Source organism: Caproiciproducens sp., from assembly GCF_053840905.1.
The window spans coordinates 267,830-288,691 of the sequence record NZ_JBNLXQ010000002.1 but is presented as its reverse complement, the minus strand read 5'-3'; the positions used below and the strand labels follow the sequence as shown (position 1 = coordinate 288,691).

Here is a 20,862-nt window from a genome sequence, read left to right as displayed (position 1 = left end):
CCTTTCGGAACGCCTGAAACGCCGGCTATTATCTTTCCTGATCCCGCTGCCGCTTTTTCTGCCATCCGTCCAGCAGCCGGATAATGACCTGTTCCATCTGCTGCGGAGTGTACGATTTGGGAAAATATTGTTGGAGTTTATCCGCCTTAATAGTGAGATCGTTTTTCTCCGGTTTCTTTTCCTCCGACATGATCGCCAACATACTGTCCTCGTTCAAGTGGCCCTCCGCGCTGAACTTTTTCAGCCGCTGGGCCTGTGAGAGCGAAGGGGTGGTCTGTTCGCTTTCAATGGTGTCGAGCAAAAGCGTTTGTTCTTCCGGCTTGAGGTATGACAGCTCCACGGCGGGGGTCATGGCGATTTTCTTATCGTCCACCATTTGCTGAAGCTGCGGTGTCAGCTCGTTCAGCCGGATATACCGCTGGATAGTACGCGCACTATCCTCTGAGTTTTCCGCAATCAAATCACGAGTTTTTATCCCTCGTAAATCGTGGCCAACTTGGCCACCATTTTCAAGAGAAGGTCTACCGGCTTGACGTTTCATGGCCTCCAGCTTCATTTTGTACGCCTTGGCCCGCTCACTCGGCAGGATATTTTCACGCTGAATGTTGCTGTCAACCATGATAATGGTTGCGGCGTCATCGTCCAGATCGCGGACGATAACCGGCATGGTGGGAAGCCCCGCCAACTCACAGGCGTGTTTGCGCCGGTGACCGGAAATCAGCTCATAGCCGCCCTCCACGCTGGGGCGTACAATGGCGGGAACCAATACGCCGTATTCCTTAATGCTCTCCACGGTTTCTTTCATGGAATCATCATCCCGCACCTGAAACGGATGGTCAGGGAACGGGTGCATCTCCGAAAGCGGCATATCAATGACCTTTTCCCGCTTGGCGTCCTCACGGGTTTCTTCCGTAGAAAAAATATCATCGTAGCTGTTCAGACTTATGTTTTTGACGCTGCTTTTCAATTTTTAGCACCTCCTTCGTCAGCTCCCGGTATGCCTCGGCAACCTTGCCTTTCGGGTCGTGGGCGAAAATGCTCCTGCCCTCCGCGCTGATTTCGGCGGCACGGACGGAATGTGGAATTTCCACGTCAAATACTTTCAGCTTTGAGCCGTAGGTGTCCCGCAGCAGGGCGCTGATTTCTTTGGAATAGTTGGTACGGCTGTCCACCATCGTCAGAAGAATACCGTCGATTTTGAGCTTGGGGTTGATCTGCCTCCGCACCTTGTTGATTGTTTGCAAAAGCTGTTCGAGGCCCTTGGCCGGAAGGTACTGAGCCTGAACGGGAATAAGTACGCTGTCGGCTGCGGCCAGCGCATTAACGGTCAGCATCCCAAGCGAGGGCATACAGTCCAGAAGCACATAATCGTATTGGCGCTTCACGCTGTCCAGATATTGCTTCAGAATTTTTTCACGGCTCATGGCGTTGACGAGAGAAACCTCCATGCCGGAAAGCTCAATATTGGCGGGCATCAGGTCTACGCCCTCATCGTGATGCAGAAGTCCCTCGATGGGGTCAATGGGTTCTTCGTTCAGCACCTTGCCCATGATCGTCGCCAGCGTCACGGACAGTTGATCGGGCTGGGGATTGCCCAAACTGATGGTTAGGGAACCTTGCGGATCGCTGTCCACCAAAAGCACCTTTTTCCCTTCCTGCGCCAGCCCGATGCCGAGATTGGCACAAGTTGTGGTCTTGCCGACACCGCCCTTTTGGTTGGTGACGGCAATTACATTGGTCATGTGATTTTTCACCTCCCGCTGAAATAGAAAAAGGACGCTCCTTTTCACGGAACGCCCTTAGAATATGATGAACTTATTCGATTTTTAGGGGTAAATACTGCTTCTAAACTGCCCGTAAACCCTTGATATTACTGGATTTTTTGAATAAATGCCGTAAGAACACTCGCACCATGATGACCTAAGACCGTTTTTAACGTACTTGTTACGCTGAAAACGGTCTTTTCTTTTATGTCTATGCGCTTCTGACATCATCTTTTGCACTGCAGTAAAATGCAGCCATAGATCATTCTTTAATAAGCGATGCCCGGCCTCTTTTTTCCCTGTTTTGGAAGAATGGGGAACCACACCGGAAAAACAAGAGCAGATCAGGAGTAATCCCGGTCTGCTCATTTTTTATGAATGGAGAATGGAAATGGAATACATGGAAATCATTGGTGTGCCGACGGTCGTTTCAGCACGGCACCGGATCGTAATCGATAAAGCATGCGCCAGCTTTACCGCATGAGCAAAACCGCGAGGGTTTATATGCAAATATTCTCCCGGCGCCGTACTGACACCGGAAGAGATGGCGGATACCGTCGATATCATCATGCGGACCGTGCGCTGGGACTCTCATTCGAGAAGCTCTTTTAAAGCTTTCGGCATGTTGTCGTATTCGATCTGCGATATTTTTTCCGGGGATTCCTTCAATCCGGAGTTTAACCACTCGGAAGTGAGATACACCAGACCGGCGGTATACATTTTCAGCGAGAACAGGACGTCGTCCGTGAGCTGATCGGCTCCCGCCTTTTCTATAATATGTTCCTTATAATAATTGAATATGTATGAAAACAAAAATTCTTCAAAAGAGTTTTGGCCGTGAAATTTTATGATGCTGGTAAAATAGTCCTGTAGTTCTTTCAGATAGGAGGCGCTTTGGAACAGGAGAAATTTGTAACCCGCGGTATCCCTGTATTCATTAAATTTATTCGCATGTCTTAAATAGATCCAGTCCATCAAATCGTACTTGTCCTTAAAATGACGGTAGAATGTGGGCCGTGATGCTCCGCATTTGTTAATAATATCCTCTACCGTAACGCTTTCGAACGATTTTTCCTTCAGCAATTCGAGCAGCGCGTCCGCCAATAAGTCCCTGGTATCCAGTTTCTTGATCGACATACGATCCCCCCTCAGACCGCGAAAATATCTTTCAAAAAAAAATGTCAGCGTCGTATAACATTTTGCGGAATATGTTACAGCAAGTAACGTATTCCGGTTATTGTTTCTTTAAAATTCAGTATAACACATATATAATAAACTTGCAAAGCATAATTTATGTGTAAAACGCCCTTAATTGTTACCAAATTAACAATCTTGTTCAATTCTTTCCGGAATGTCATTTTCGGGAGAAGGAAAGGATGTGAATCCGATGCAGCGTTTCCCGGCGGCCTCAGATGTCTATCATGGGAGCAAATGAAACGTATGGAGGTGTATGTTCAATGGAAACAGCAACTACCAGGATCGTATCGGTCGGCGGCAAAGAATACAACATTCCTAAACGGGCCGTTGCGAAAATCAATCCGAAAAATTGCGTAAATTGCGGGAAATGCAGAGCAATCTGCCCCGTGGAAGCAATCTCCGAACAACAGCGGGTCATATGCAGGATTTGCCCGTCCTGTACCTCTCAACCCGCGTTAACCTTCGACGAGATGGTTTCGCTGGCGACGGAAAAAGCATGTACGACCGCATGCCCGCTTGGAATCAGCCCGCAGGGTTATATCAATCTTGTGCGCATCGGGAAGGACACCGAGGCGTATCAGCTGATCTGGGATAAATGCCCGCTGCCGTCAATCTGCGGCCGTATCTGCCACCATCCCTGCGAGCAGGCCTGTAAACGCGGTATTTTGGTAGACGAACCGATCGCGATCCGTGCCACCAAGCGTTACTTAACGGACAATATCGACTTTGTCCCCGAAAAATACCCCGAAATCTATGAAGAGAGGATCGCCGTTATCGGCGCGGGCCCAGCGGGGCTGACCGCCGCGCATTATCTTTCCATGGAAGGGTTTCCCGTTACGGTATTTGACTCCGAGGCGGAAGCCGGCGGCATGATGCTCAGGGGGATTCCGCCGTTCCGTCTGCCGCGCGAAGTCATCGCGAAGGATATCGACCGGCTCGTTCAGGCGGGCATGGAAATCAGGCTGGGCGAGCACATCGGCAAATTCCAGATGGAAGAGTTGTTAAAAGACTATGACGCGGTGATCGTGGCAACCGGCGCGCCGAAATCCAAGGAGCTGAAAATTGACGGCTGGCAAAAAGAGGGCGTCATGACGGCTCTGGACTTTATGGAACGGATCAATCACGGACAGGAGATCTGGCGCCATCCCGGTCAGGAATTCAAGCTTGACGGGGAAGTCGTGGTCATCGGCGGCGGAAACGTGGCAATCGATTCCGCGCGGACAGCCGTGCGCATCGGCGCGCAAAAGGTGACCGCCGTATGTCTGGAAATGGATGAAAACGTGCCGTGCCATTCCTGGGATCTGGCGGAAGCGGAGGAAGAAGGGGTTACGCTGCTGGAAGGCTGGGCGCCCCAACGCTTCACCGGTCTCCACAATACGCTTACGGGCGTGGAATTTGAGAAGGTGACCAAATTCGGAAAAGGCAGCGACGGAAAGCTCGTTGTGAAAACAGACCCGTCCGAAACCAAAACCTTGAAAGCGGATTGGGTAATCGTCGCCATCGGGCAGGGTCGGGACAGTCTTTGGTCCGGATTTAAGGGGAACGAGAACATATTCTTTGCCGGAGACGTCGAAAGAACCGAATGCTCGGTCGTTGACGCAATGGCCGACGGCAGAAAAACGGCGCTGCAGATCGCCGCGAAGCTGGAAGGACATCCGATCAAGGATCCGCTGGATTTGAGAAAGCTGAACGAAGCGGATATCAACGAAAAAATTTACCCCGCCGTGCGGCTCAAGATCACGCGGCCGGAAATGCCCGTCGCGGACCCGGGCGAACGCGCGAAGAATTTCGATGAGGTCGAAGGAGCGTATACCTCCGATATCATCGATACAGAAGTGCTGCGCTGTTTACAGTGCGGTTATCAGGAGGTTGATACGGACAAATGCATCGGCTGCGGCGTCTGCAAATCGGTTTGTCCCGTGGGCGACGTCATCACCATGGATGCGATCGGGAAAGGAGCTGAGCAGTAATGGAAAAGCGCCAAGTGATTGTCATCGGCGCCGGACCCGGCGGTTCTGTCGCGGCGTTCTATCTTGCCAGGGCCGGGCTTGACGTATTGATGGTAGATAAGGAAACCTGGCCGCGCGATAAAGCCTGCGGCGATGAGCAGTCAACGTTCATATTTAAGATCTACAAAGAGATGGGAATCTACGACGAGGCTATGGCAGCGGGAAGCACCTTTAACAAAATGCTGTTCAGCGACAGCAACGACGACTATATGACACTGGACGCCAGTTCCACACCCAGCCACTGCGGCGTCATAACCAGGCGCTATGTGATCGACGACATTCTCCGCCGGGGAGCGATTAACAACGGCGGTGTTGACTTCATGGAGAATTTCGAGGTGATCGACCTGATCATTGAGCGCGGCTATGTAAAGGGCGTTCGGGGCCTTTACAGGGGAAAGCGCATGGACATCAGGGCGGACGCCGTCGTGATCGCAAACGGCTCCCATTCCATGCAGGCGCGTCAGGTAGGGGTATTCAACGAAGACCCCGATATGGTCTTTTATGCCGCGCGCGGTTATTTCGAAAACGTCGGTGGTATCGATATCAAAACGGTCGAATTTCATTATCCCCATGAAATGCTGCTGCCTGCGGGCTATATGTGGGTGTTTCCCGAGAATGAAGCGAAAAAGGTTGCGGATATCGGCGTGTATATCTCGTCGAGGTCTTTGCAAAGCAGCGGCATGAGGCTGGAAGATTTCTTCCCCTGGTGGCGCGACAACACAAAGCTCGGTAAAGAGCGTTTGGGCGAAGCCCGGCTGCTCGGTGAAATCAAGGGCTGGAAGATCCCGACTTGCCGCAGAGTCGGTGACAATGCGGTCAACGGAGCCATATTGGTGGGCGATGCCGGGAACGGATGCGAGAATTCAGGCGGTGGCGGATTCTCGTGGGCGGTAACCATGGGCAAGATCGGCGCTCAGGTTTTGGCTCAGGCGCTGGCGGAAGGCGACGTGTCCAAAGAAAGGCTTCAGGAATACAACCGGCTGTATCAGGCGGATCAGGGCGATTTTTATGAATCCCAGTGGCAGCAGCGGGCAGTCATGTTAAATACCTCTGAAAATGTCACTAAGTTTATCCAGACGGCAAAAGAAGTCCCCGGCTATCCGGATTTGGGGAAAGTTTTCGCGGCTTTCGGCGGAGGCTTTAACTCTTCGCATTAGCAGATAGAGTGTCAGGGTTTGGAATAGAGTCCGTCGTCACGGCAAGCCGTTGACTTCATTAAACCACAAAAGAACATAATACACGTTCAGCCCCTTGAGATGTGTCTGAAAAGTCCGATTGACGGATCAATTTTTCAGGCCATCTCTCAAGGGGCTGTTTCTATGCCGTTCAATTCGTCCTGCCCGTAAACGGGTCTGTAAAAGCTTTTGTCCAATCCATCCGCAGAGCTTCTGCGATAGCTGCATGATCCCTCCGGGTATGTTTTCTCTTTAAGAAACGATTGTAAGAATATTATTCAGAGCCATCGGAGCGAAAATCCGATGTTTTTTATGCCAGCAGTTAAAAACATGCCGTTTTTCCTCTGCTTTAGGGCTCATTTAGGTAAAGACTACCGGTGCCAACGGAGGCGGCGGAGCCTGCTTGTTCGTCGCTTTTTCATGCGCCCACAAACTTTAACCAGAATTATGAATATACCTATGAAGCATCTTTGAAACAGGGCGGAAATCCTCACAGATTAAAATCTGTACGTCTCAAAAAAGAGGGTACAACTACGAGCACGGGGCAATTCTACGCTTACGATAACTCCGGCAATATCAGCATCACGTACATGGGAACTATTTCTGCGGAGGGCAGTCTTCTTACGGAAGAACCGTATATTGGGACATCGCAGTATTACGATTCCAATGATAACTACATTACTTGTTAGTGACCCGGGCAGCAAGGCGACTACTACCTTGATCGACACTTACACCAATGAAAGATCTTTATTGGGCGAAGATTCCCCGACTATTCTGTCGCAGTATCAATATGCTTACGACGATAACGGTAATATAAGCAAAATAAAGGACAAGAACGGGAATACTGTCAGCTATGACTACGACGATTTGGATCAGCTTGTGCGGGTAAATGATCAGAAAGCCGGCACCAGCACAACTTACAGTTATGACGCGGGTGGAAATATTACTGAAGCGATCGCCTACCCGTACACAACCGGTACTCTTGGTACTCCGCTGAAAAACGGAACGGAAACATATGATTACGGCGATGATGATTGGAAGGATCTGTTGACCAGCTATAACGGTCAGGGCATTTCCTATGACAATATCGGAAATCCGCTTGATTACCGCGACGGCATGGAGTTCACCTGGGAAGGCCGTCAGTTAAAAACAGCAGTTGCAGACGACACAAACCTGAGTTATACTTACAACAGTGACGGAATCCGCACCAGTAAAGCCGCTGGCGGTGCGACCACAACCTATTTCCTTGACGGCAGCACCATCATGGCACAGAAGTCCGGCAGCGATGTAATTGTGGTTCGTGTATGACAGCGACGGCACGAGGGTTGGCTGCGGCTGGACATTCCTTTGCGAAATACGAGCTGGGGAAAATGTATCTCTATGGCATCGGTATCGAACAGAATCAGGAATTAGGCATGGAATACTGTCTGGACGCCTACTGGGATTTCCGGGCATCAGTTGAGAAAAGCTATGGCTTTGATGTGGGAAGCTCTGTGGATGGCGGGACGGCAGAACAGGCGGGATTCTCAGGAAGGAAAAACACCACTTTTCTGATGTACACTTTAGGCCGGATGGACAGGCCGGCGCGCCGCCCGCAGGCGACCACAGCAATTGTTCACTGTTCATTCGCCTATCTTCGCCTTTTCAAAGGCGAAAAGTCAGCTTCCGCTGACGATGCCGTAGTCAATCGCCCACCGATATTGCGCATAGGCGCTGAACAGGGCCGTTTTTGCCGCCTTTACCTTGGCGGTTTCCGCGTCCAGAGAATCCTGCGCGCCGTTCAAGGCAAGCTGCGAGATCAAGCCCGAGTCGTACTGCTTTTTGGAGGCGTCATAGCTCTTCTGCTCCGCGGCCAGAACCGCCTGCTCCGCGCTAAGCTGGCTGTTTTTGTCGTTCACAGCGTCGTACAGCTTGCGGACCGAGGCGGCAAAGGAGCCCTTTTCCTCATTATAGTCGGGATTTTCGAAGCCCGCGCCGGAAAGATCCCCGCCATAGTTCGACAGCGCGTCGTCAAGATCGCTTCTGAATTTGATGTCGCCGATGTCGTCCAACTCGGAAAACGGCAGCGCGTGCAGGCTCAGCGACTGATTGTAATCGCGCCCCAGCAGCGTGTTGAAGCTGCGCTTCACGGCGGTCAGCTGGGACTGCATCGTCTGAATTGCCGTCTGCAAAGAACCGCTCTGCGCCTTGGCTTTCTCCAGCTGGAGGTCGCTGAGATAACCCGCGCTGTGCTGCTTTTCCAGCGCGCTCAGATTGGTGTTGAACACACCCTGCTGCCGGGACATCGCGTTGGCCTGGTCGCGCAGGCTGCTATAAGTGATAAAGAGGGTTTCGGCGGCGATGATCGTTTGCTCGCGCGCGGAATCCTTCCCTCCCATCGCCTGCTCGATCGTGCCGATTGACACCTTGAGCTGCAGGATGCTGGCGTTGGTCAGATCCAACTGGGCCTTTAGCGACGGATAGGACGGGTCGGTCTCGCTCAGCCCGCCAAGCTGCGTTTTCAGCCCTTCAGCATAGGCGGTCAGCGTGCCGAGCGACTGCTGCAGCGTACCGACGGTGTCGGTGAAATTCACGCAATCGTCCACCATATCCTCGATGTCTCCGTAGGCGACGTCTTTCTCCTTCCACGCGTCCGTCGCGGCCATCGCCGCCGGCGCCATGAGGCAGATCATCATACTTACAATCAGAAAACAGGGTAAAATACGCTTTTTCAAAGTAACGCGCCTCCTTTAATCATTTGTATTGGATACGATGTGCAGGCCGACGCCGTCTTTCGCCTTGTTGGCTCCCTGCACCAGCACCTCGTCGTCCTTGCCGAGTCCCTTGACCTCCACATAAGCGCCCTGCGTTTTGCCGACGGTGACCTCCACCTGTACGGCTTTGCCGTTTCTGGCCGCGAAGACGACCTGTTTGCCGTCCCGTTCCTGCACCGACCGCGCGGGCACCAGCACGGTTCCCGTATCGCCGTCGCCCAAGAAGCTCACGTCCGCCTGCATCCCGTCCTTCAGTCCGTCGGCGGCGTTGACGCCGACCTTAACGGTGAACATGCCGGTCTGGGCGGCGGCCATGGCCGCCGTTTCGGTGACGCTCCCGTCCAGTTTCTCGCCCGTCGCCGAAATCACAACGGTCGCTTTGGAGCCGACTGCCAGCTTTCGGATCATCGTTTCGGTCACGCCGACGGTCACCTCCATGCCGGAATCCCCGACAATCTGGAAAGCCGGGGCCTGCGGACCGGCAAGGTCACCCGCCTTGATGCTGACCGCGCCCACCGTGCCGGAAATCGGCGCCCGCACCGTGGAATCGGAGATGCGCTTCTGGGCGATCTCGACCGCGACCTCGGCGGAATCCACGCCGGCCTTCGCCGCCTTGGTGTTTTCCGGATTGAGGGAACCAACCGTCAGACTGTAATTTTCCTGAGCGGTATTCAGGGAATTCTTCGCGTTCTTCCGCCGGCTGTCCGCCGCGTTCATGGCGTTCTGCGCGGAAGCCTTCGCGCTTTCCAGCTGGGCGGAAGCGGCGTTCAGCGCGTTCTTCGCGCTGTTGACGTCATACTGGCTTGCCGCGCCGGTGGAAAACATGAGCGCGGCGCGGTCGGAATCGGCCTTTGCCTTGTCGTACGCCGCCTGCGCGGGGGCCACGGCGATTTTCTGGTCGAACTGCTGCTTGACAAGGCTGTAATTGGCGTTGGCGTCCCGCAGCTCGTTCTGCGCGGCGGAAAGTGCCTGCTGCGCCTGCAAAGCCGCCTGTTTCCCGGCGGATGAGCCAATCTTCTCAAAATTGGCGTTGGCGGTGTCAAGGCCCGCCTGCGCCTGCTTTAGGGCGAGCGCCGCGTCGGAGGTGTCCAGCTGCATAAGTACGTCGCCCTCTCCGACCCGCTGGCCGAGAACAACGGCGACGGAGGTCACCTTGGCGGTAACGCCGGTGATTACGGCCATCGACTGGGCGGCGTGGACCGTTCCGGTGTAATCGGTTGACGCCGGCACATCGGTGCTTTTCACCTTGGCGGTGGTTACGCTCAGCTTATCGCCCGAACCGCCGCAGGCGGTCAGGGACAGAACCAGCATTGCTGCGCAAAGGAAAACGGAAATCACTTTTTTCATGGTTCGACTCCCTCCTGAATCAGTGCAGATGGATTTTGACTTCACAGTTCATGCCGTACAGCATGGGAAGCTCGTCGGGGTTATCGATGGAGACCTTCACGGGGATCAGCTGCGTGACCTTGGTGTAGTCCCCGCTGGTGGAAAAGCTGGCCAGGCCGTTCGTAAAGAAGGTCTGAGTGGCCGAGTCAATTTCCGTCACCCGCCCGGAAAATACCCGGTCGCCGTACGCGTCGATGGTCACGTCCGCCTTTTGCCCCACGGCCACCTTGGTAATCTGCGTTTCCTCAATATTGACGCCGATGTACATATTGTCGGTGTCGGCGATGACGGCAAGCTGGGTCGCGGGGGAAGCGCTCTCCCCCGCGACGGCGTCGCACTTGACCACCGTGCCGTCCACCGGCGAGGAGATGTTCGGCAGCGTTTCCTGACGGCCGATCACCTGGTTTTTCACTACGAGATCGCCCTTGGAGACGTTCCACTCCAGCAGCTTTGACGCGGAGGAACCGGTCACGGCGTACATTTTTGCCGTTACCCTGGCATTGTCCGTTTTGAGCGTGTTGGCGTTGGAGGAAAAATAGTAGAATCCCCCGGCGCAGACCCCGATCACTACGATGAAAAGCAGGGCAATCAATACTTTTTTATATTTTTTCATGTATGGGTACCTCTTTCCCTTTCGTTCTGTGTTTACCCGCTGAAAAATCACACCGACTCCTGATCGCCTCCGTTTTCAAACTGAGACTGGTAAAGGCCGGCGTAGAAACCGCCTTTTGCGAGCAGCTGCTCATGATTGCCCTGCTCGACGATATCGCCGTCCTTCATCACAAGGATGAGGTCCGCGCCGCGGATGGTGGACAGCCGGTGCGCGATCACAAAGCTGGTGCGGTTCTGCATCAGCGCGTCCATCGCTTTCTGGATCATGACCTCCGTGCGGGTGTCGACCGAGCTGGTCGCCTCGTCAAGGATGAGGATTTTCGGGTCCGAAAGCACCGTGCGCGCAATGGTCAGAAGCTGCTTCTGGCCCTGGGACAGATTCGACGCCTCCTCGTTCAGCAGCATATGGTAACCGTCCGGCAGCGCGCGGATGAATTCGTCGCAGTGCGCCGTTCTGGCCGCCGCGATCACCTGCTCGTCGGTTTTGTCGAAGGAGCCGTAGCGGATATTGTCCATGATGCTGGCGTTGTACAGCCAGGTATCCTGAAGCACCATGCCGAACACGCTCCGCAGGCCCTGCCGGGTATACTCCCGGATCGAATGCCCGTCGACCAGAATATCGCCGCTGTTCACGTCGTAAAAACGCATCAGCAGCTTGATAACCGTCGATTTGCCCGCGCCGGTCGGGCCGACGATGGCGACGGACTGGCCCGCGTGAACCTTGCAGGAAAAGTCGTTGACAATGATCTTGTCCTCGGTATAGCCGAAGTGCACGTCCCGGAACTCCACAATGCCCGTGACGGCGTCGGGAGAGGCCGGGACTTCGGCTTCCGCGGTTTCCTCCTCCTCTCCGAGGAATTCAAAAACGCGCTCCGCGGCGGCCGCGGTGGACTGAAGGGTGTTCATGATGTTGGCCAGCTGCGCGATCGGCTGGGTGAACTGGCGCACATACTGGATAAACGCCTGCACGTCGCCCACGGTGATGGCCTTTTTGACCGCCAGATAACCGCCCAGAATACAGACGACCACATAGCCCAGATTGCCGATAAAGGTCATGACCGGCATCATCATGCCGGACAGGAACTGCGAGCTCCACGCGGATTCGTAAAGCTTTTCGTTGTATTCTTTAAAGGTCTCGACGGCCCTCGATTCCCCGTTGAACACCTGCACGACGTTGTGCCCGGAATAGTTTTCTTCCACATGCCCGTTGATATGGCCGAGGTATTCCTGCTGCTGCCGGAAATATTTCTGGGAAACTTTGACGACCGACATCAGCAGGGCGCCGGACAGCGGAAGAATCAAAAGGGAGACCAGCGTCATCACCCAGGAGATGGACAGCATCATAACCAGGACGCCGGCCAGCGTGGCAAGGGAAGTAATCAGCTGGGTCAGCGACTGGTTCAGCGTCTGGGAGATGGTGTCCACGTCGTTCGTGACCAGGGAAAGCACCTCGCCGTGGGTGCGGGAATCAAAATAGCGCAGGGGCATCCGGTTGATTTTTTCCGTAATATCCTTTCGGAGCTGGTACGAAATTTTCATGGAAACGCCGGACATGACATAGCCCTGAATATAGGAGAATACGGCGGACAGCACATACAGCCCGATCAGAATCAGGATAAAGCGCAGAATATATTTGAAATCCGTCAGGAGGCCCGTGCCGAAGGCGTAGGCGATCAGCCCCTCGAACAGCTTGGTGGTCACCTTGCCGATCAGCTTCGGCCCCAGAATGGAGAACGTGGACGAGCCGGCGGCCAGAAACAGGACGGCCAGAATCTGCGTCTTGTAGGTGCCGATATAGTGCAGGAGCTGCAGCATGGTCTTTTTGAAGTCCTTTGCCTTTTCTCCGCCCTGCCCCATGCCCATGCCCATCCCGCCGCCCCGCCGGCGCGGAGCCCGATTTGGTTCGCTCATGCAAGCTCCTCCTTACTCAGCTGTGACAGCGCGATCTCGCGGTAAACCTCGCAGTTTTCCATCAGCTCCCGATGCGTGCCCTTCCCGGCGATCCTGCCGTTTTCAAGCACAATGATCTGGTCGGCGTACATGATGCTGGAAATTCGCTGCGCGACGATCAGGGTGGTCGCCCAGCCGGTTTTTTCATGCAGCGCCGCGCGCAGATTGGCGTCCGTCTTGAAGTCGAGCGCGGAAAAACTGTCGTCGAATATGTAGATCTGCGGCTTTTGAACCAGCGCGCGGGCAATGGAAAGGCGCTGCTTTTGCCCACCGGAAACGTTGGAGCCGCCCTGCGCAATGTTTGTTTCGAATTTTTCCGGCTTGGCGTCTATGAATTCCATCGCCTGGGCGATCTGCGCGGCGTCGCCGATTGCCTCCTCGGAGGCGTCCGGGTCCGAGTAAGCCACATTGCTCCGAATGGTGCCGGAAAACAAAACGCCCTTCTGCGGCACATACCCGAGCTGGCCGCGCAACTGGTGAATGTCAAACTGCCGGATGTCCGCACCGTCCAGCGTGATCCTGCCGTCCGTGGGGTCGTAAAAGCGCGGGAGCAGATTGACCACGGTGGATTTTCCGGAGCCGGTTGAGCCGATGAACGCGGTCGTTTGTCCGGGCCGCGCCGTAAAATCGATATCGTGCAGCACTTCCTCCTCCGCGCCCGGGTAGCGGAACGACACGTGCTCGTAGCGCACGACCCCGCCGCAGCGCTCCAGCGGCTTTACGTCGTCCGCGTTCATAATGGCGGGCTCGGTTTCCAGCACGTCCGCGATCCGCTCGGCGGAAACCGACGCGCGGGGAATCATGATAAACATCATGGCCATCATCAGGAACGCCATGATGATCTGCATCACATACTGCATATACGCCATCATGTCGCCTACCTGCATATGCAGGGCGGAAACCTGCTTGGAGCCGACCCACACGATGAGCACGGTGGTCAGATTCATAATCAGCATCATGGTCGGCATCATGGCCGCCATCATCCGGTTGATGAACAGGTTGGTATCCGTCAGGTCTTTGTTGGCCTTGTCAAAGCGGTTTTCCTCAAACCGCTGGGTGCTGAACGCCCGGATAACCAGCATCCCCTCCAGGTGCTCGCGCACGACCAGGTTCAGCCGGTCGATCAGTTTTTGGACGACGCGGAATTTGGGCAGCGCCACCGCGAACATAACCGCCACAAGGCCAAGCAGGCAGACGACCGCTACCAAAATGATCCACGACATGGACCTGCTCTTGGCCAGCGCCCGCAGAACGCCGCCGGTGCCGAGGATCGGCGCGTAAAACACCATGCGGATCACCATCACGATCAGGATCTGCACTTGGGAGATGTCGTTGGTGGTGCGGGTGATCAGCGAGGAGGTCGAGAACCGGTCAAATTCGGCGTTTGAAAACGTCTCGACCTTTTCAAACACGGCCAGGCGGAGCGTCCGGCAGACACCCGCCGCCACGCGGGCCGCAAGCAGGCTCACCGCAATGCTGCAGAGCGCGCTGAGCAGCGAGATGCCCAGCATCTTCGCGCCGATACTCAAAATTTCCCTGGTATTTCCGGAAACGATGCCGTCGTTGATAATGTCCGACATAAAATCCGGCAGCGCCAGGTCACAGTACGCCTGGCCGAACAGAAGCGCGATCACCAGCAGGATCTGAGCGACATAGGGGGTACAGTATTTCAACAGCCTTGTCATAAGGAGCATCTCCTCTTTCTTATCCGGTAAAAAACAAAGTTATGATACCACGGTACCATAATCATTTCAAGTGGTATAGTTATTGTAAATTTAAGTTTCATAATCATTAATTTTGGTAATATTTCACCTTGATTTTAACCGCGCCCTTTTGCTATATTAAATATGAGAATTGTTGCTTGTACTCCATCGACTGTCAAGCAGAAAGGGGCGTTTTCCATGCCGGATGAATACGACAACGCGACGAAACGGCGGATCCGCGAGACAGCCACACGCCTTTTCTACGAAAAATCCTTTGAAGCAGTCACGCTGAACGATATCTGCCGGGCCAGCGGGGTCAACAAGCACACCTTTTACTACTATTTCAAATCGAAAGACGATCTGCTGGCCTCCTATTACCGATTTTCGTGGAATCTTTCTCCCGATCAGGTCACGGCGATTCTGACCGCGGACAACTGCGTGGACCAGCTTTGGCTGACGATTCAGGGCTTTATCAGCCAGATCACCACGGTCGGCGTTTCCATTGTGCGCCAGATCGTGATACGAAATCTGACCGACGACATGGGGACGTTTCACCTCGGCGGCAGTATGGCCGAGTTGCTCAGGCTGCAGGGCAGCATCGTCCAGAGGGGACAGCAGTCCGGCCAGTTCCGCAACCAGGCCGACGCCAAGGCCCTGATCGTCCTGCTGCAGCAGACCGTTGTTTCCTCCTGTATGATATGGACTGTTTTTCAGGGGAAATTCAATTGTGAAACGTACGTTCGTTTTCTGATGGAAACGCTGATGGAAGCAGACGAGTCCTATCGGGCCACGACGGAGGAAAGCGTACGCGACTTTGTCGATCTGCTCCATTCGGAAGCCGCCGCAAAACCGCAGGCGGACCGATGCTGCGGGCACCCGCGCCCGCAGCATCGCGAGGGATAACGGAATATCGCATAAAAAACGTGTCTTATTTCCGCCGCTTTCGCAATCGCATCCTGCATATCTTTCGTCATGGAACAAAAAGAGGAGCGGCTTAGCACCACTCCTCTTCCTGTTCCATTTTTAGGTTACCCCAACTATTGACAAAGAGCCTTTTATTTGCCGACCGTGTAAAGAAGCTTTGGAATTCATCGCTTAAAGACGAAGCGAAAATAAAAAAGCGGAAGCACCCGCTTTTCGCCAAACAGTGAAAAGAAAGGTTTCCGCCTTCCGGATGCCAGGTGATTTTAAATGATAACAAGGGCATAAAGTATCCTTTATGCCCTTGTTATCATTTATGGTGGACGTTATAGAACTCGAATCTATGACCTTTCGCACGTCAAGCGAATGCTCTACCAGCTGAGCTAAACGTCCGTTTTTTTGAGTGCTCGATTATTATAACTTAAATAGCTCTAAAAATCAATATAAATTTTCAAAAAACCTCATTTTTATTTCCTTCGCTTGTTTTCGACCGGGGATTAGCCTATAATAGAACATAATATTTTTGATGTGAGGTGTTTGCTATGCCGATAGGCCTTGTACTGGAGGGCGGCGGTATGCGTGGGGCGTATACGAGCGGCGTGCTGGAAGTTTTCTTGAACCATGGGATCGAGTTCCCGAATGTCTACGGCATTTCGGCCGGCGCCTGCAACGCGCTCAGCTATATTTCCGGGCAGAAGAACAGGAATTACGATATTTTTTATCAGTATATCGGGGATAAGCGATATATCAGCGTGGAAAATTTAAACCGGACCGGTTCTTTGTTTGGCTTCGACTTTATTTTCGGAGAACTTTTTCATACGCTTCTTCCGTTTGATTATGAATCCTTTTTCAACTCTCCGGTTGACCTGAAGATCGGCGCTACCGATCTGAAAACCGGTCAGACGGTCTTTTTCGACAAAGCGAATCTGGATGAGGACTTTACCGCGGTCAAAGCCTCCAGCTCGCTGCCCTTTGTTTCCAATATCGTTTCCTACCGGGGACATGAGCTGCTGGACGGCGGCTGCGCGACCCCGATTCCGATCGAGCGCTCTATTTTTGACGGGAACAACCTGAATGTGGTCGTGCTTACCCGCGACAGCACCTACCGGAAAAACCCGCGCCCGGAATTTCCGCGTTCGGTGCTTCGCGTAAAATATGGGGAGTACCCGAATTTTGTAAACGCCATGCAGGTCCGCGCGGAGGTTTACAACAATGAGCTGGAGGTCTGCCGCAGACAGGAGGCGGAGGAAAAAGCAGTCATCGTCCGTCCCAGCAGGCCGATCGTGACGGGCCGGTATGAGAAGAACCCGGAGGTGCTGAAAGGGATCTACGAGATGGGAATGAACGACTGCGAAAGAAAACTTCCGGAAATCCGTGCTATGATGGCGCGCGCATAAATAAAGATGAAGGGACGGAGGGTTATCCGTCCCTTTTCACTTGACACGAACCGGTGATCGGTTTATATTATACATTGCTAATGATTTGCATTTAAGGAGGCCGTACAAAATGCTGAAACGAGCTGCCGCCGTCATTTTGGCGGCCGTGATTCTGCTTTTTTCCGCGGGGTGCGCCGGAAGGACAACGCAGAATGTCCGGTTCCGTGTGGTGACATCCTTTTATCCTTTATATATTATGGCCCTGAACATCACCGACGGAGTGCCCGGCGTACAGGTGGACAATATGGCGGGGCAGCAGGCGGGCTGCCTGCACGATTATCAGCTGCAGTCGAAGGACATGAAAAATATAGAGCAGGCGGATGTGTTTGTGATGAACGGCGCGGGGATGGAAAGCTTTATGAACAAAGTAACTTCCCGGCTCCCCGATTTACGGGTGATCGATTCGAGCGAGGGGATTTCCCTTCTGACGGACGAGGGCGGAGAAGAAAACCCGCACATCTGGGTTTCTATTTCGAACTGCATCCGGCAGGTTTCCAACATCGGAAAAGGCCTGGCACAGGCCGATCCGCAGAACGCCGAAGCTTACCGGAAGAATGCGCAGGCCTATATGGCGAAGCTGAGCGTACTGCGCGATGACATGCACAGCGGGCTGAGCCGTATCACGAACAGGGATATCATTACCTTCCACGAAGCTTTTCCGTATTTTGCCGAAGAATTCGACCTGAACATCGTGAGCGTGGTCAACCGCGAGCCCGACAGCCAGCCGAGCGCGCGCGAGCTGGCGGAAACCATCCGGCTGATACGGGGCAGCGGCGTAAAAGCGGTCTTTGCGGAGCCGCAGTATCCGAAGTCCGCCGCCAACATTGTAGCGAACGAAAGCGGCGCGAAGATATATTCGCTTGATCCGGCGGTAACCGGGGAAAACAGCAAAGACGCCTATCTTGACGCGATGGAGAGCAACCTGAAAACACTCGAAGTGGCGCTGAAATAAAAGGGGAATGACATGGATACTTGCAAATGCAGCACACAGATACGCGGCCTTACGGTGAGAAAGCGCGACGGAGTGATTCTTCACGACGTCTCCTTCGATGTGCATCACGGAGAAATTCTGGCGCTGATCGGACGCAACGGCGCGGGAAAAACCACTCTGCTCAAAGCGCTGCTGGGGCGTATTCCCTATACGGGGACCGTTGTGTTCCAAAATTCCAGAGGGGAGCGGATTTCCAATCCCCGCATCGGCTATGTTCCGCAGAATCTGGTATTTGACCGCTCCATGCCCGTTACGGTCGGCGACATGCTCTGCGCCAACATGAGCGGGTTCCCGGTCTGGCTGGGCCATAACAAAGAAAGGCTGAACCGGGTCCGGCAGACGCTTGCCGCGGTCGGGGGCAGCCCCGCGCTCTTAAATAAACGGATCGGCAGCCTTTCGGGCGGGGAAATGCAGCGTGTGCTGCTCGCGTTTGCCCTGGACCCGAAGCCGGACCTTCTGCTTCTGGATGAACCGGTATCCGCGGTGGACCGTAAGGGGATAGAGATCTTTTACGATCTGGTCACCTCGATGCGGGTGGAACACCAGATGCCGGTCATCCTCGTGTCCCACGACCTTTCCCATGTGGAGAAATACGCGACGCGCGCCGTGCTGCTGGACCGTACCGTTCTGGTCAGCGGCAGCGTCCGGGAAGTGATGAGAACGCCCGAGGTACGGGAAGCCTTTGGCCTGAAGCTGACCGGAGGTGTAAAATCATGAACGCAATCTATTCCTTGATCGATCTGCTTCTGCCGTTTGAGTGGACGGAATTCAACTACATGAAGAACGCGCTGCTCGCCGTTTTGCTGATCACTCCGCTGTTCGGGCTGGTCGGGACGATGATCGTAAACAACAAGATGTCCTTTTTCTCGGATGCGCTGGGACATTCCGCGCTGACCGGAATCGCCGTCGGCGTGCTGATGGGCGTTGACAATTATCTGATCTCCATGATGGGCTTCGCGCTTTTGTTCGCGCTGTGCATCTCGGCCGTGATGGATTCCGGCACCTCCTCCGCGGATACCATTATCGGGGTGTTCTCTTCCACCGGGCTGGCGCTCGGCATCGTGCTGCTGTCGGCTTCCGGCGGCTTCGCGAAATATTCCGGGTATCTCATCGGCGATATTTTAACGGTGCAGCCCGAGGAAATCGTCATGCTGGCCTTTATCCTGCTGGCGGTGCTCGTGATCTGGTCCCTGTTCTTCAATCAACTGCTGCTGACCAGCATCAATGCCGATCTGGCCGCGAGCAAAGGAATCCATACGCGCTTTGTTGAAAAGCTGTTTGTGGTCATTGTGGCCGCCATCGTAACCGTGTCCATCAAATGGGTGGGCGTGCTGATTATCAATTCCCTGCTGGTGCTTCCGGCGGCCTCGGCCCGCAATCTTGCGAAGGGGATGCGTTCCTATCACCTGATCGCCGTCCTGATCTCGCTGTTTTCCGGCGTGAGCGGGCTGATCGTCTCCTACTATACGGGTACGGCGGCGGGCGGCACCATCGTGCTGATCGCGGCGGCGATCTTCTTTTTCAGCTATTTTCTCAATCGGACACGGGAGAAAGCCTGAAACAGGTTGCGAACACGGTCGGAAATGTGTTACTATTTAATTACTGAATGGGCGATGTCCCGAATTTCGTAAGAGAACAGGAGATTTCTGAATGCTGCACCCTTATTTTAAACCCGCGGATATCCTGCTGCCGAAGGATGTACCGACGGAAAACTGGTGTGTGGTCGCCTGTGACCAATATACTTCCCAGCCGGAGTACTGGCGGGAAGCGAAAAAGGCGGCGGGGGATACTCCCTCCACCTACCATATGGTGTACCCCGAATGTTATCTGGAAACGACCGACGCGGAGCAGTACGCCGCCGGAATCAACGCCGCCATGGAACGCTACCTTTCGGACGGCGTTTTTCGTGAAATTAAGAACAGCTACCTCTATGTAGAGCGCACCCTGGCGGACGGAAAGCTCCGCCGCGGGGTCATGATGGCGCTCGACCTGGAGCAGTACCGGTACGAGGCGGGCAGCAAAACGCCTATCCGCGCGACGGAGGGCACGGTGCTGGAACGGATTCCGCCCCGCGTAAAAATCCGCCGCGGCGCGCCGCTGGAACTGCCGCATATCATGATTCTGATCGACGACCCTGGGCGCAGCGTGATTGAGAAGATCGATCCTTCCGAGCTGACCCCGGAGTACGAGGGAAAGCTGATGCAAAGAAGCGGGAGCATCCGCGGCTTCCGCCTGAGTCCCGCGGCCGCCGAAAAGCTGGAAGACGCGCTGGACCGTCTGCCGGTCCGCGACAACCTGCTTTTTGCCGTGGGCGACGGCAACCATTCCCTTGCGACGGCAAAGGCCTGCTATGAGGAGCTGAAAAAGACGCTGCCCCAAAAGGAAGCGGAAACTCATCCCGCGCGCTGGGCGCTTGTGGAGGTCGTGAACCTGTACGACGATTCCCTGCAGTTTGAACCGATCCACCGGGTGGTGTTCCAGACAAATCCGGAGGAGCTGATGCGGGAGCTGTACCGTTTCTACGACGTTTCCGACGTGCCCTGCGAGGGGCACCGGATCACCTGCCTGCTGAACGGACGGAAAAAGGATATCTGGGTAAAGAATCCGCCGTCTAATTTAGAGGTCGGTACGCTGCAGAAATTTCTGGACGCGCGCCTTGCGCGCGTGGGCGGGAAAATGGACTACATACACGGCGTCGAGGTAGCGGAAAAGCTCTGTGCCGGGGACAGCAACGCAATGGCTTTCTTTCTTCCCAAAATGGAGAAAAGCAGCCTGTTTGAAACGGTCGCCGTCGACGGGGCCCTTCCGCGGAAAACCTTTTCCATGGGGCATGCCTGCGACAAACGCTTCTATATGGAGTGCCGCAGAATCAAGTGAATCCGAAAGTGCCGGCGGGGCGGTCCCCTGCCGGTTTTTTTGCATTCCGAACATCATTTTTTATGGAAAATGTCAATGTTTTGATCTCC

At 54.4% G+C, this 20,862-nt stretch carries 17 protein-coding genes and 1 tRNA gene; 9 read left to right on the top strand and 9 right to left on the bottom strand.

Annotated elements, in window-relative coordinates; translation table 11 throughout:
* Positions 1 to 28 precede the first annotated feature (28 nt).
* The 3 genes from ACQGQ5_RS03080 to ACQGQ5_RS03070 form a co-directional block, all read right to left on the bottom strand.
* On the bottom strand, positions 29 to 967 hold the full coding sequence (locus ACQGQ5_RS03080) for a ParB/RepB/Spo0J family partition protein (protein ID WP_455735117.1): 939 nt from the start codon (positions 965 to 967) through the stop codon (positions 29 to 31).
* Positions 924 to 1,742 (bottom strand): ParA family protein, encoded by an 819-nt coding sequence (locus ACQGQ5_RS03075; protein WP_455735116.1) that lies wholly within the window; start codon positions 1,740 to 1,742, stop codon positions 924 to 926. Before ACQGQ5_RS03075 ends, ACQGQ5_RS03080 begins: the two co-directional genes overlap by 44 nt.
* Positions 1,743 to 2,354: 612 nt before the next feature.
* A complete protein-coding gene (locus ACQGQ5_RS03070; protein WP_455735115.1) occupies positions 2,355 to 2,900 on the bottom strand; it encodes a TetR/AcrR family transcriptional regulator C-terminal domain-containing protein in 546 nt (181 codons plus the stop codon).
* Between the two features lie 320 nt (positions 2,901 to 3,220).
* Here ACQGQ5_RS03070 and ACQGQ5_RS03065 point away from each other — a divergent pair, with 320 nt between their 5' ends.
* The 3 genes from ACQGQ5_RS03065 to ACQGQ5_RS03055 all read left to right on the top strand — a co-directional run bounded on the left by ACQGQ5_RS03065 (position 3,221) and on the right by ACQGQ5_RS03055 (position 7,452).
* Complete coding sequence (locus tag ACQGQ5_RS03065; RefSeq protein ID WP_455735114.1) at positions 3,221 to 4,930, top strand: FAD-dependent oxidoreductase; 1,710 nt, start codon at positions 3,221 to 3,223, stop codon at positions 4,928 to 4,930.
* Entirely contained in the window at positions 4,930 to 6,126 is a 1,197-nt protein-coding gene (locus ACQGQ5_RS03060) for an NAD(P)/FAD-dependent oxidoreductase (protein WP_455735113.1), read from the top strand. Before ACQGQ5_RS03065 ends, ACQGQ5_RS03060 begins: the two co-directional genes overlap by 1 nt.
* A 735-nt stretch (positions 6,127 to 6,861) precedes the next feature.
* Positions 6,862 to 7,452, top strand: a complete 591-nt coding sequence (locus ACQGQ5_RS03055; protein ID WP_455735112.1) for an RHS repeat domain-containing protein — start codon at positions 6,862 to 6,864, stop codon at positions 7,450 to 7,452.
* Between the two features lie 350 nt (positions 7,453 to 7,802).
* Here the strand turns inward: ACQGQ5_RS03055 and ACQGQ5_RS03050 are convergent, their stop codons facing one another.
* Genes ACQGQ5_RS03050 through ACQGQ5_RS03030 form a run of 5 tightly spaced genes read right to left on the bottom strand, consistent with a single transcriptional unit; the run spans position 7,803 to position 14,530 of the window.
* Entirely contained in the window at positions 7,803 to 8,858 is a 1,056-nt protein-coding gene (locus ACQGQ5_RS03050) for a hypothetical protein (protein ID WP_455735111.1), read from the bottom strand.
* Positions 8,859 to 8,873: 15 nt separating this feature from the next.
* Positions 8,874 to 10,244, bottom strand: coding sequence for an efflux RND transporter periplasmic adaptor subunit (locus ACQGQ5_RS03045; RefSeq protein WP_455735110.1), 1,371 nt, complete (start codon positions 10,242 to 10,244; stop codon positions 8,874 to 8,876).
* 19 nt (positions 10,245 to 10,263) lie between these two features.
* Positions 10,264 to 10,896 carry an HlyD family secretion protein gene (locus ACQGQ5_RS03040; protein ID WP_455735109.1) on the bottom strand — a complete coding sequence of 211 codons (633 nt, stop codon included), beginning with the start codon at positions 10,894 to 10,896 and terminating at the stop codon, positions 10,264 to 10,266.
* 47 nt (positions 10,897 to 10,943) lie between these two features.
* The gene (locus ACQGQ5_RS03035) at positions 10,944 to 12,806 is read right to left on the bottom strand and encodes an ABC transporter ATP-binding protein (protein WP_455735108.1); all 1,863 of its coding nucleotides are present in this window, start codon (positions 12,804 to 12,806) and stop codon (positions 10,944 to 10,946) included.
* A complete protein-coding gene (locus tag ACQGQ5_RS03030; RefSeq protein WP_455735107.1) occupies positions 12,803 to 14,530 on the bottom strand; it encodes an ABC transporter ATP-binding protein in 1,728 nt (575 codons plus the stop codon). The genes ACQGQ5_RS03035 and ACQGQ5_RS03030 overlap by 4 nt, the downstream gene beginning before the upstream one ends.
* Positions 14,531 to 14,746: 216 nt before the next feature.
* On the opposite strand from ACQGQ5_RS03030, the gene ACQGQ5_RS03025 reads away from it, so the two are divergent.
* On the top strand, positions 14,747 to 15,451 hold the full coding sequence (locus tag ACQGQ5_RS03025; RefSeq protein WP_455735106.1) for a TetR/AcrR family transcriptional regulator: 705 nt from the start codon (positions 14,747 to 14,749) through the stop codon (positions 15,449 to 15,451).
* Between the two features lie 335 nt (positions 15,452 to 15,786).
* On the opposite strand, the gene ACQGQ5_RS03020 is transcribed toward ACQGQ5_RS03025, so the two are convergent.
* Positions 15,787 to 15,862 (bottom strand) — tRNA-Val (locus tag ACQGQ5_RS03020).
* Between the two features lie 149 nt (positions 15,863 to 16,011).
* Here ACQGQ5_RS03020 and ACQGQ5_RS03015 point away from each other — a divergent pair.
* The 5 genes from ACQGQ5_RS03015 (at position 16,012) to ACQGQ5_RS02995 (ending at position 20,773) form a co-directional block, all read left to right on the top strand.
* A complete protein-coding gene (locus tag ACQGQ5_RS03015) occupies positions 16,012 to 16,866 on the top strand; it encodes a patatin-like phospholipase family protein (RefSeq protein ID WP_455735105.1) in 855 nt (284 codons plus the stop codon).
* A 109-nt stretch (positions 16,867 to 16,975) separates the two neighbouring features.
* Complete coding sequence (locus tag ACQGQ5_RS03010; protein WP_455735104.1) at positions 16,976 to 17,857, top strand: metal ABC transporter substrate-binding protein; 882 nt, start codon at positions 16,976 to 16,978, stop codon at positions 17,855 to 17,857.
* 12 nt (positions 17,858 to 17,869) lie between these two features.
* Positions 17,870 to 18,613 (top strand): metal ABC transporter ATP-binding protein, encoded by a 744-nt coding sequence (locus ACQGQ5_RS03005; protein ID WP_455735103.1) that lies wholly within the window; start codon positions 17,870 to 17,872, stop codon positions 18,611 to 18,613.
* Positions 18,610 to 19,455 carry a metal ABC transporter permease gene (locus tag ACQGQ5_RS03000; protein WP_455735102.1) on the top strand — a complete coding sequence of 282 codons (846 nt, stop codon included), beginning with the start codon at positions 18,610 to 18,612 and terminating at the stop codon, positions 19,453 to 19,455. Before ACQGQ5_RS03005 ends, ACQGQ5_RS03000 begins: the two co-directional genes overlap by 4 nt.
* A gap of 91 nt (positions 19,456 to 19,546) precedes the next feature.
* A complete protein-coding gene (locus tag ACQGQ5_RS02995) occupies positions 19,547 to 20,773 on the top strand; it encodes a DUF1015 domain-containing protein (protein WP_455735101.1) in 1,227 nt (408 codons plus the stop codon).
* Positions 20,774 to 20,862 lie beyond the last annotated feature (89 nt).

Excerpts from the sequence above, each read along its gene's own strand:
- ACQGQ5_RS03075 (WP_455735116.1), bottom strand. The coding sequence starts at position 1,742 with ATGACCAATGTAATTGCCGTCACCAACCAAAAGGGCGGTGTCGGCAAG.
- ACQGQ5_RS03070 (WP_455735115.1), bottom strand. The coding sequence starts at position 2,900 with ATGTCGATCAAGAAACTGGATACCAGGGACTTATTGGCGGACGCGCTG.
- ACQGQ5_RS03065 (WP_455735114.1), top strand. The coding sequence starts at position 3,221 with ATGGAAACAGCAACTACCAGGATCGTATCGGTCGGCGGCAAAGAATAC.
- ACQGQ5_RS03060 (WP_455735113.1), top strand. The coding sequence starts at position 4,930 with ATGGAAAAGCGCCAAGTGATTGTCATCGGCGCCGGACCCGGCGGTTCT.
- ACQGQ5_RS03045 (WP_455735110.1), bottom strand. The coding sequence starts at position 10,244 with ATGAAAAAAGTGATTTCCGTTTTCCTTTGCGCAGCAATGCTGGTTCTG.
- ACQGQ5_RS03040 (WP_455735109.1), bottom strand. The coding sequence starts at position 10,896 with ATGAAAAAATATAAAAAAGTATTGATTGCCCTGCTTTTCATCGTAGTG.
- ACQGQ5_RS03035 (WP_455735108.1), bottom strand. The coding sequence starts at position 12,806 with ATGAGCGAACCAAATCGGGCTCCGCGCCGGCGGGGCGGCGGGATGGGC.
- ACQGQ5_RS03030 (WP_455735107.1), bottom strand. The coding sequence starts at position 14,530 with ATGACAAGGCTGTTGAAATACTGTACCCCCTATGTCGCTCAGATCCTG.
- ACQGQ5_RS03025 (WP_455735106.1), top strand. The coding sequence starts at position 14,747 with ATGCCGGATGAATACGACAACGCGACGAAACGGCGGATCCGCGAGACA.
- ACQGQ5_RS03015 (WP_455735105.1), top strand. The coding sequence starts at position 16,012 with ATGCCGATAGGCCTTGTACTGGAGGGCGGCGGTATGCGTGGGGCGTAT.
- ACQGQ5_RS03010 (WP_455735104.1), top strand. The coding sequence starts at position 16,976 with ATGCTGAAACGAGCTGCCGCCGTCATTTTGGCGGCCGTGATTCTGCTT.
- ACQGQ5_RS03005 (WP_455735103.1), top strand. The coding sequence starts at position 17,870 with ATGGATACTTGCAAATGCAGCACACAGATACGCGGCCTTACGGTGAGA.
- ACQGQ5_RS03000 (WP_455735102.1), top strand. The coding sequence starts at position 18,610 with ATGAACGCAATCTATTCCTTGATCGATCTGCTTCTGCCGTTTGAGTGG.
- ACQGQ5_RS02995 (WP_455735101.1), top strand. The coding sequence starts at position 19,547 with ATGCTGCACCCTTATTTTAAACCCGCGGATATCCTGCTGCCGAAGGAT.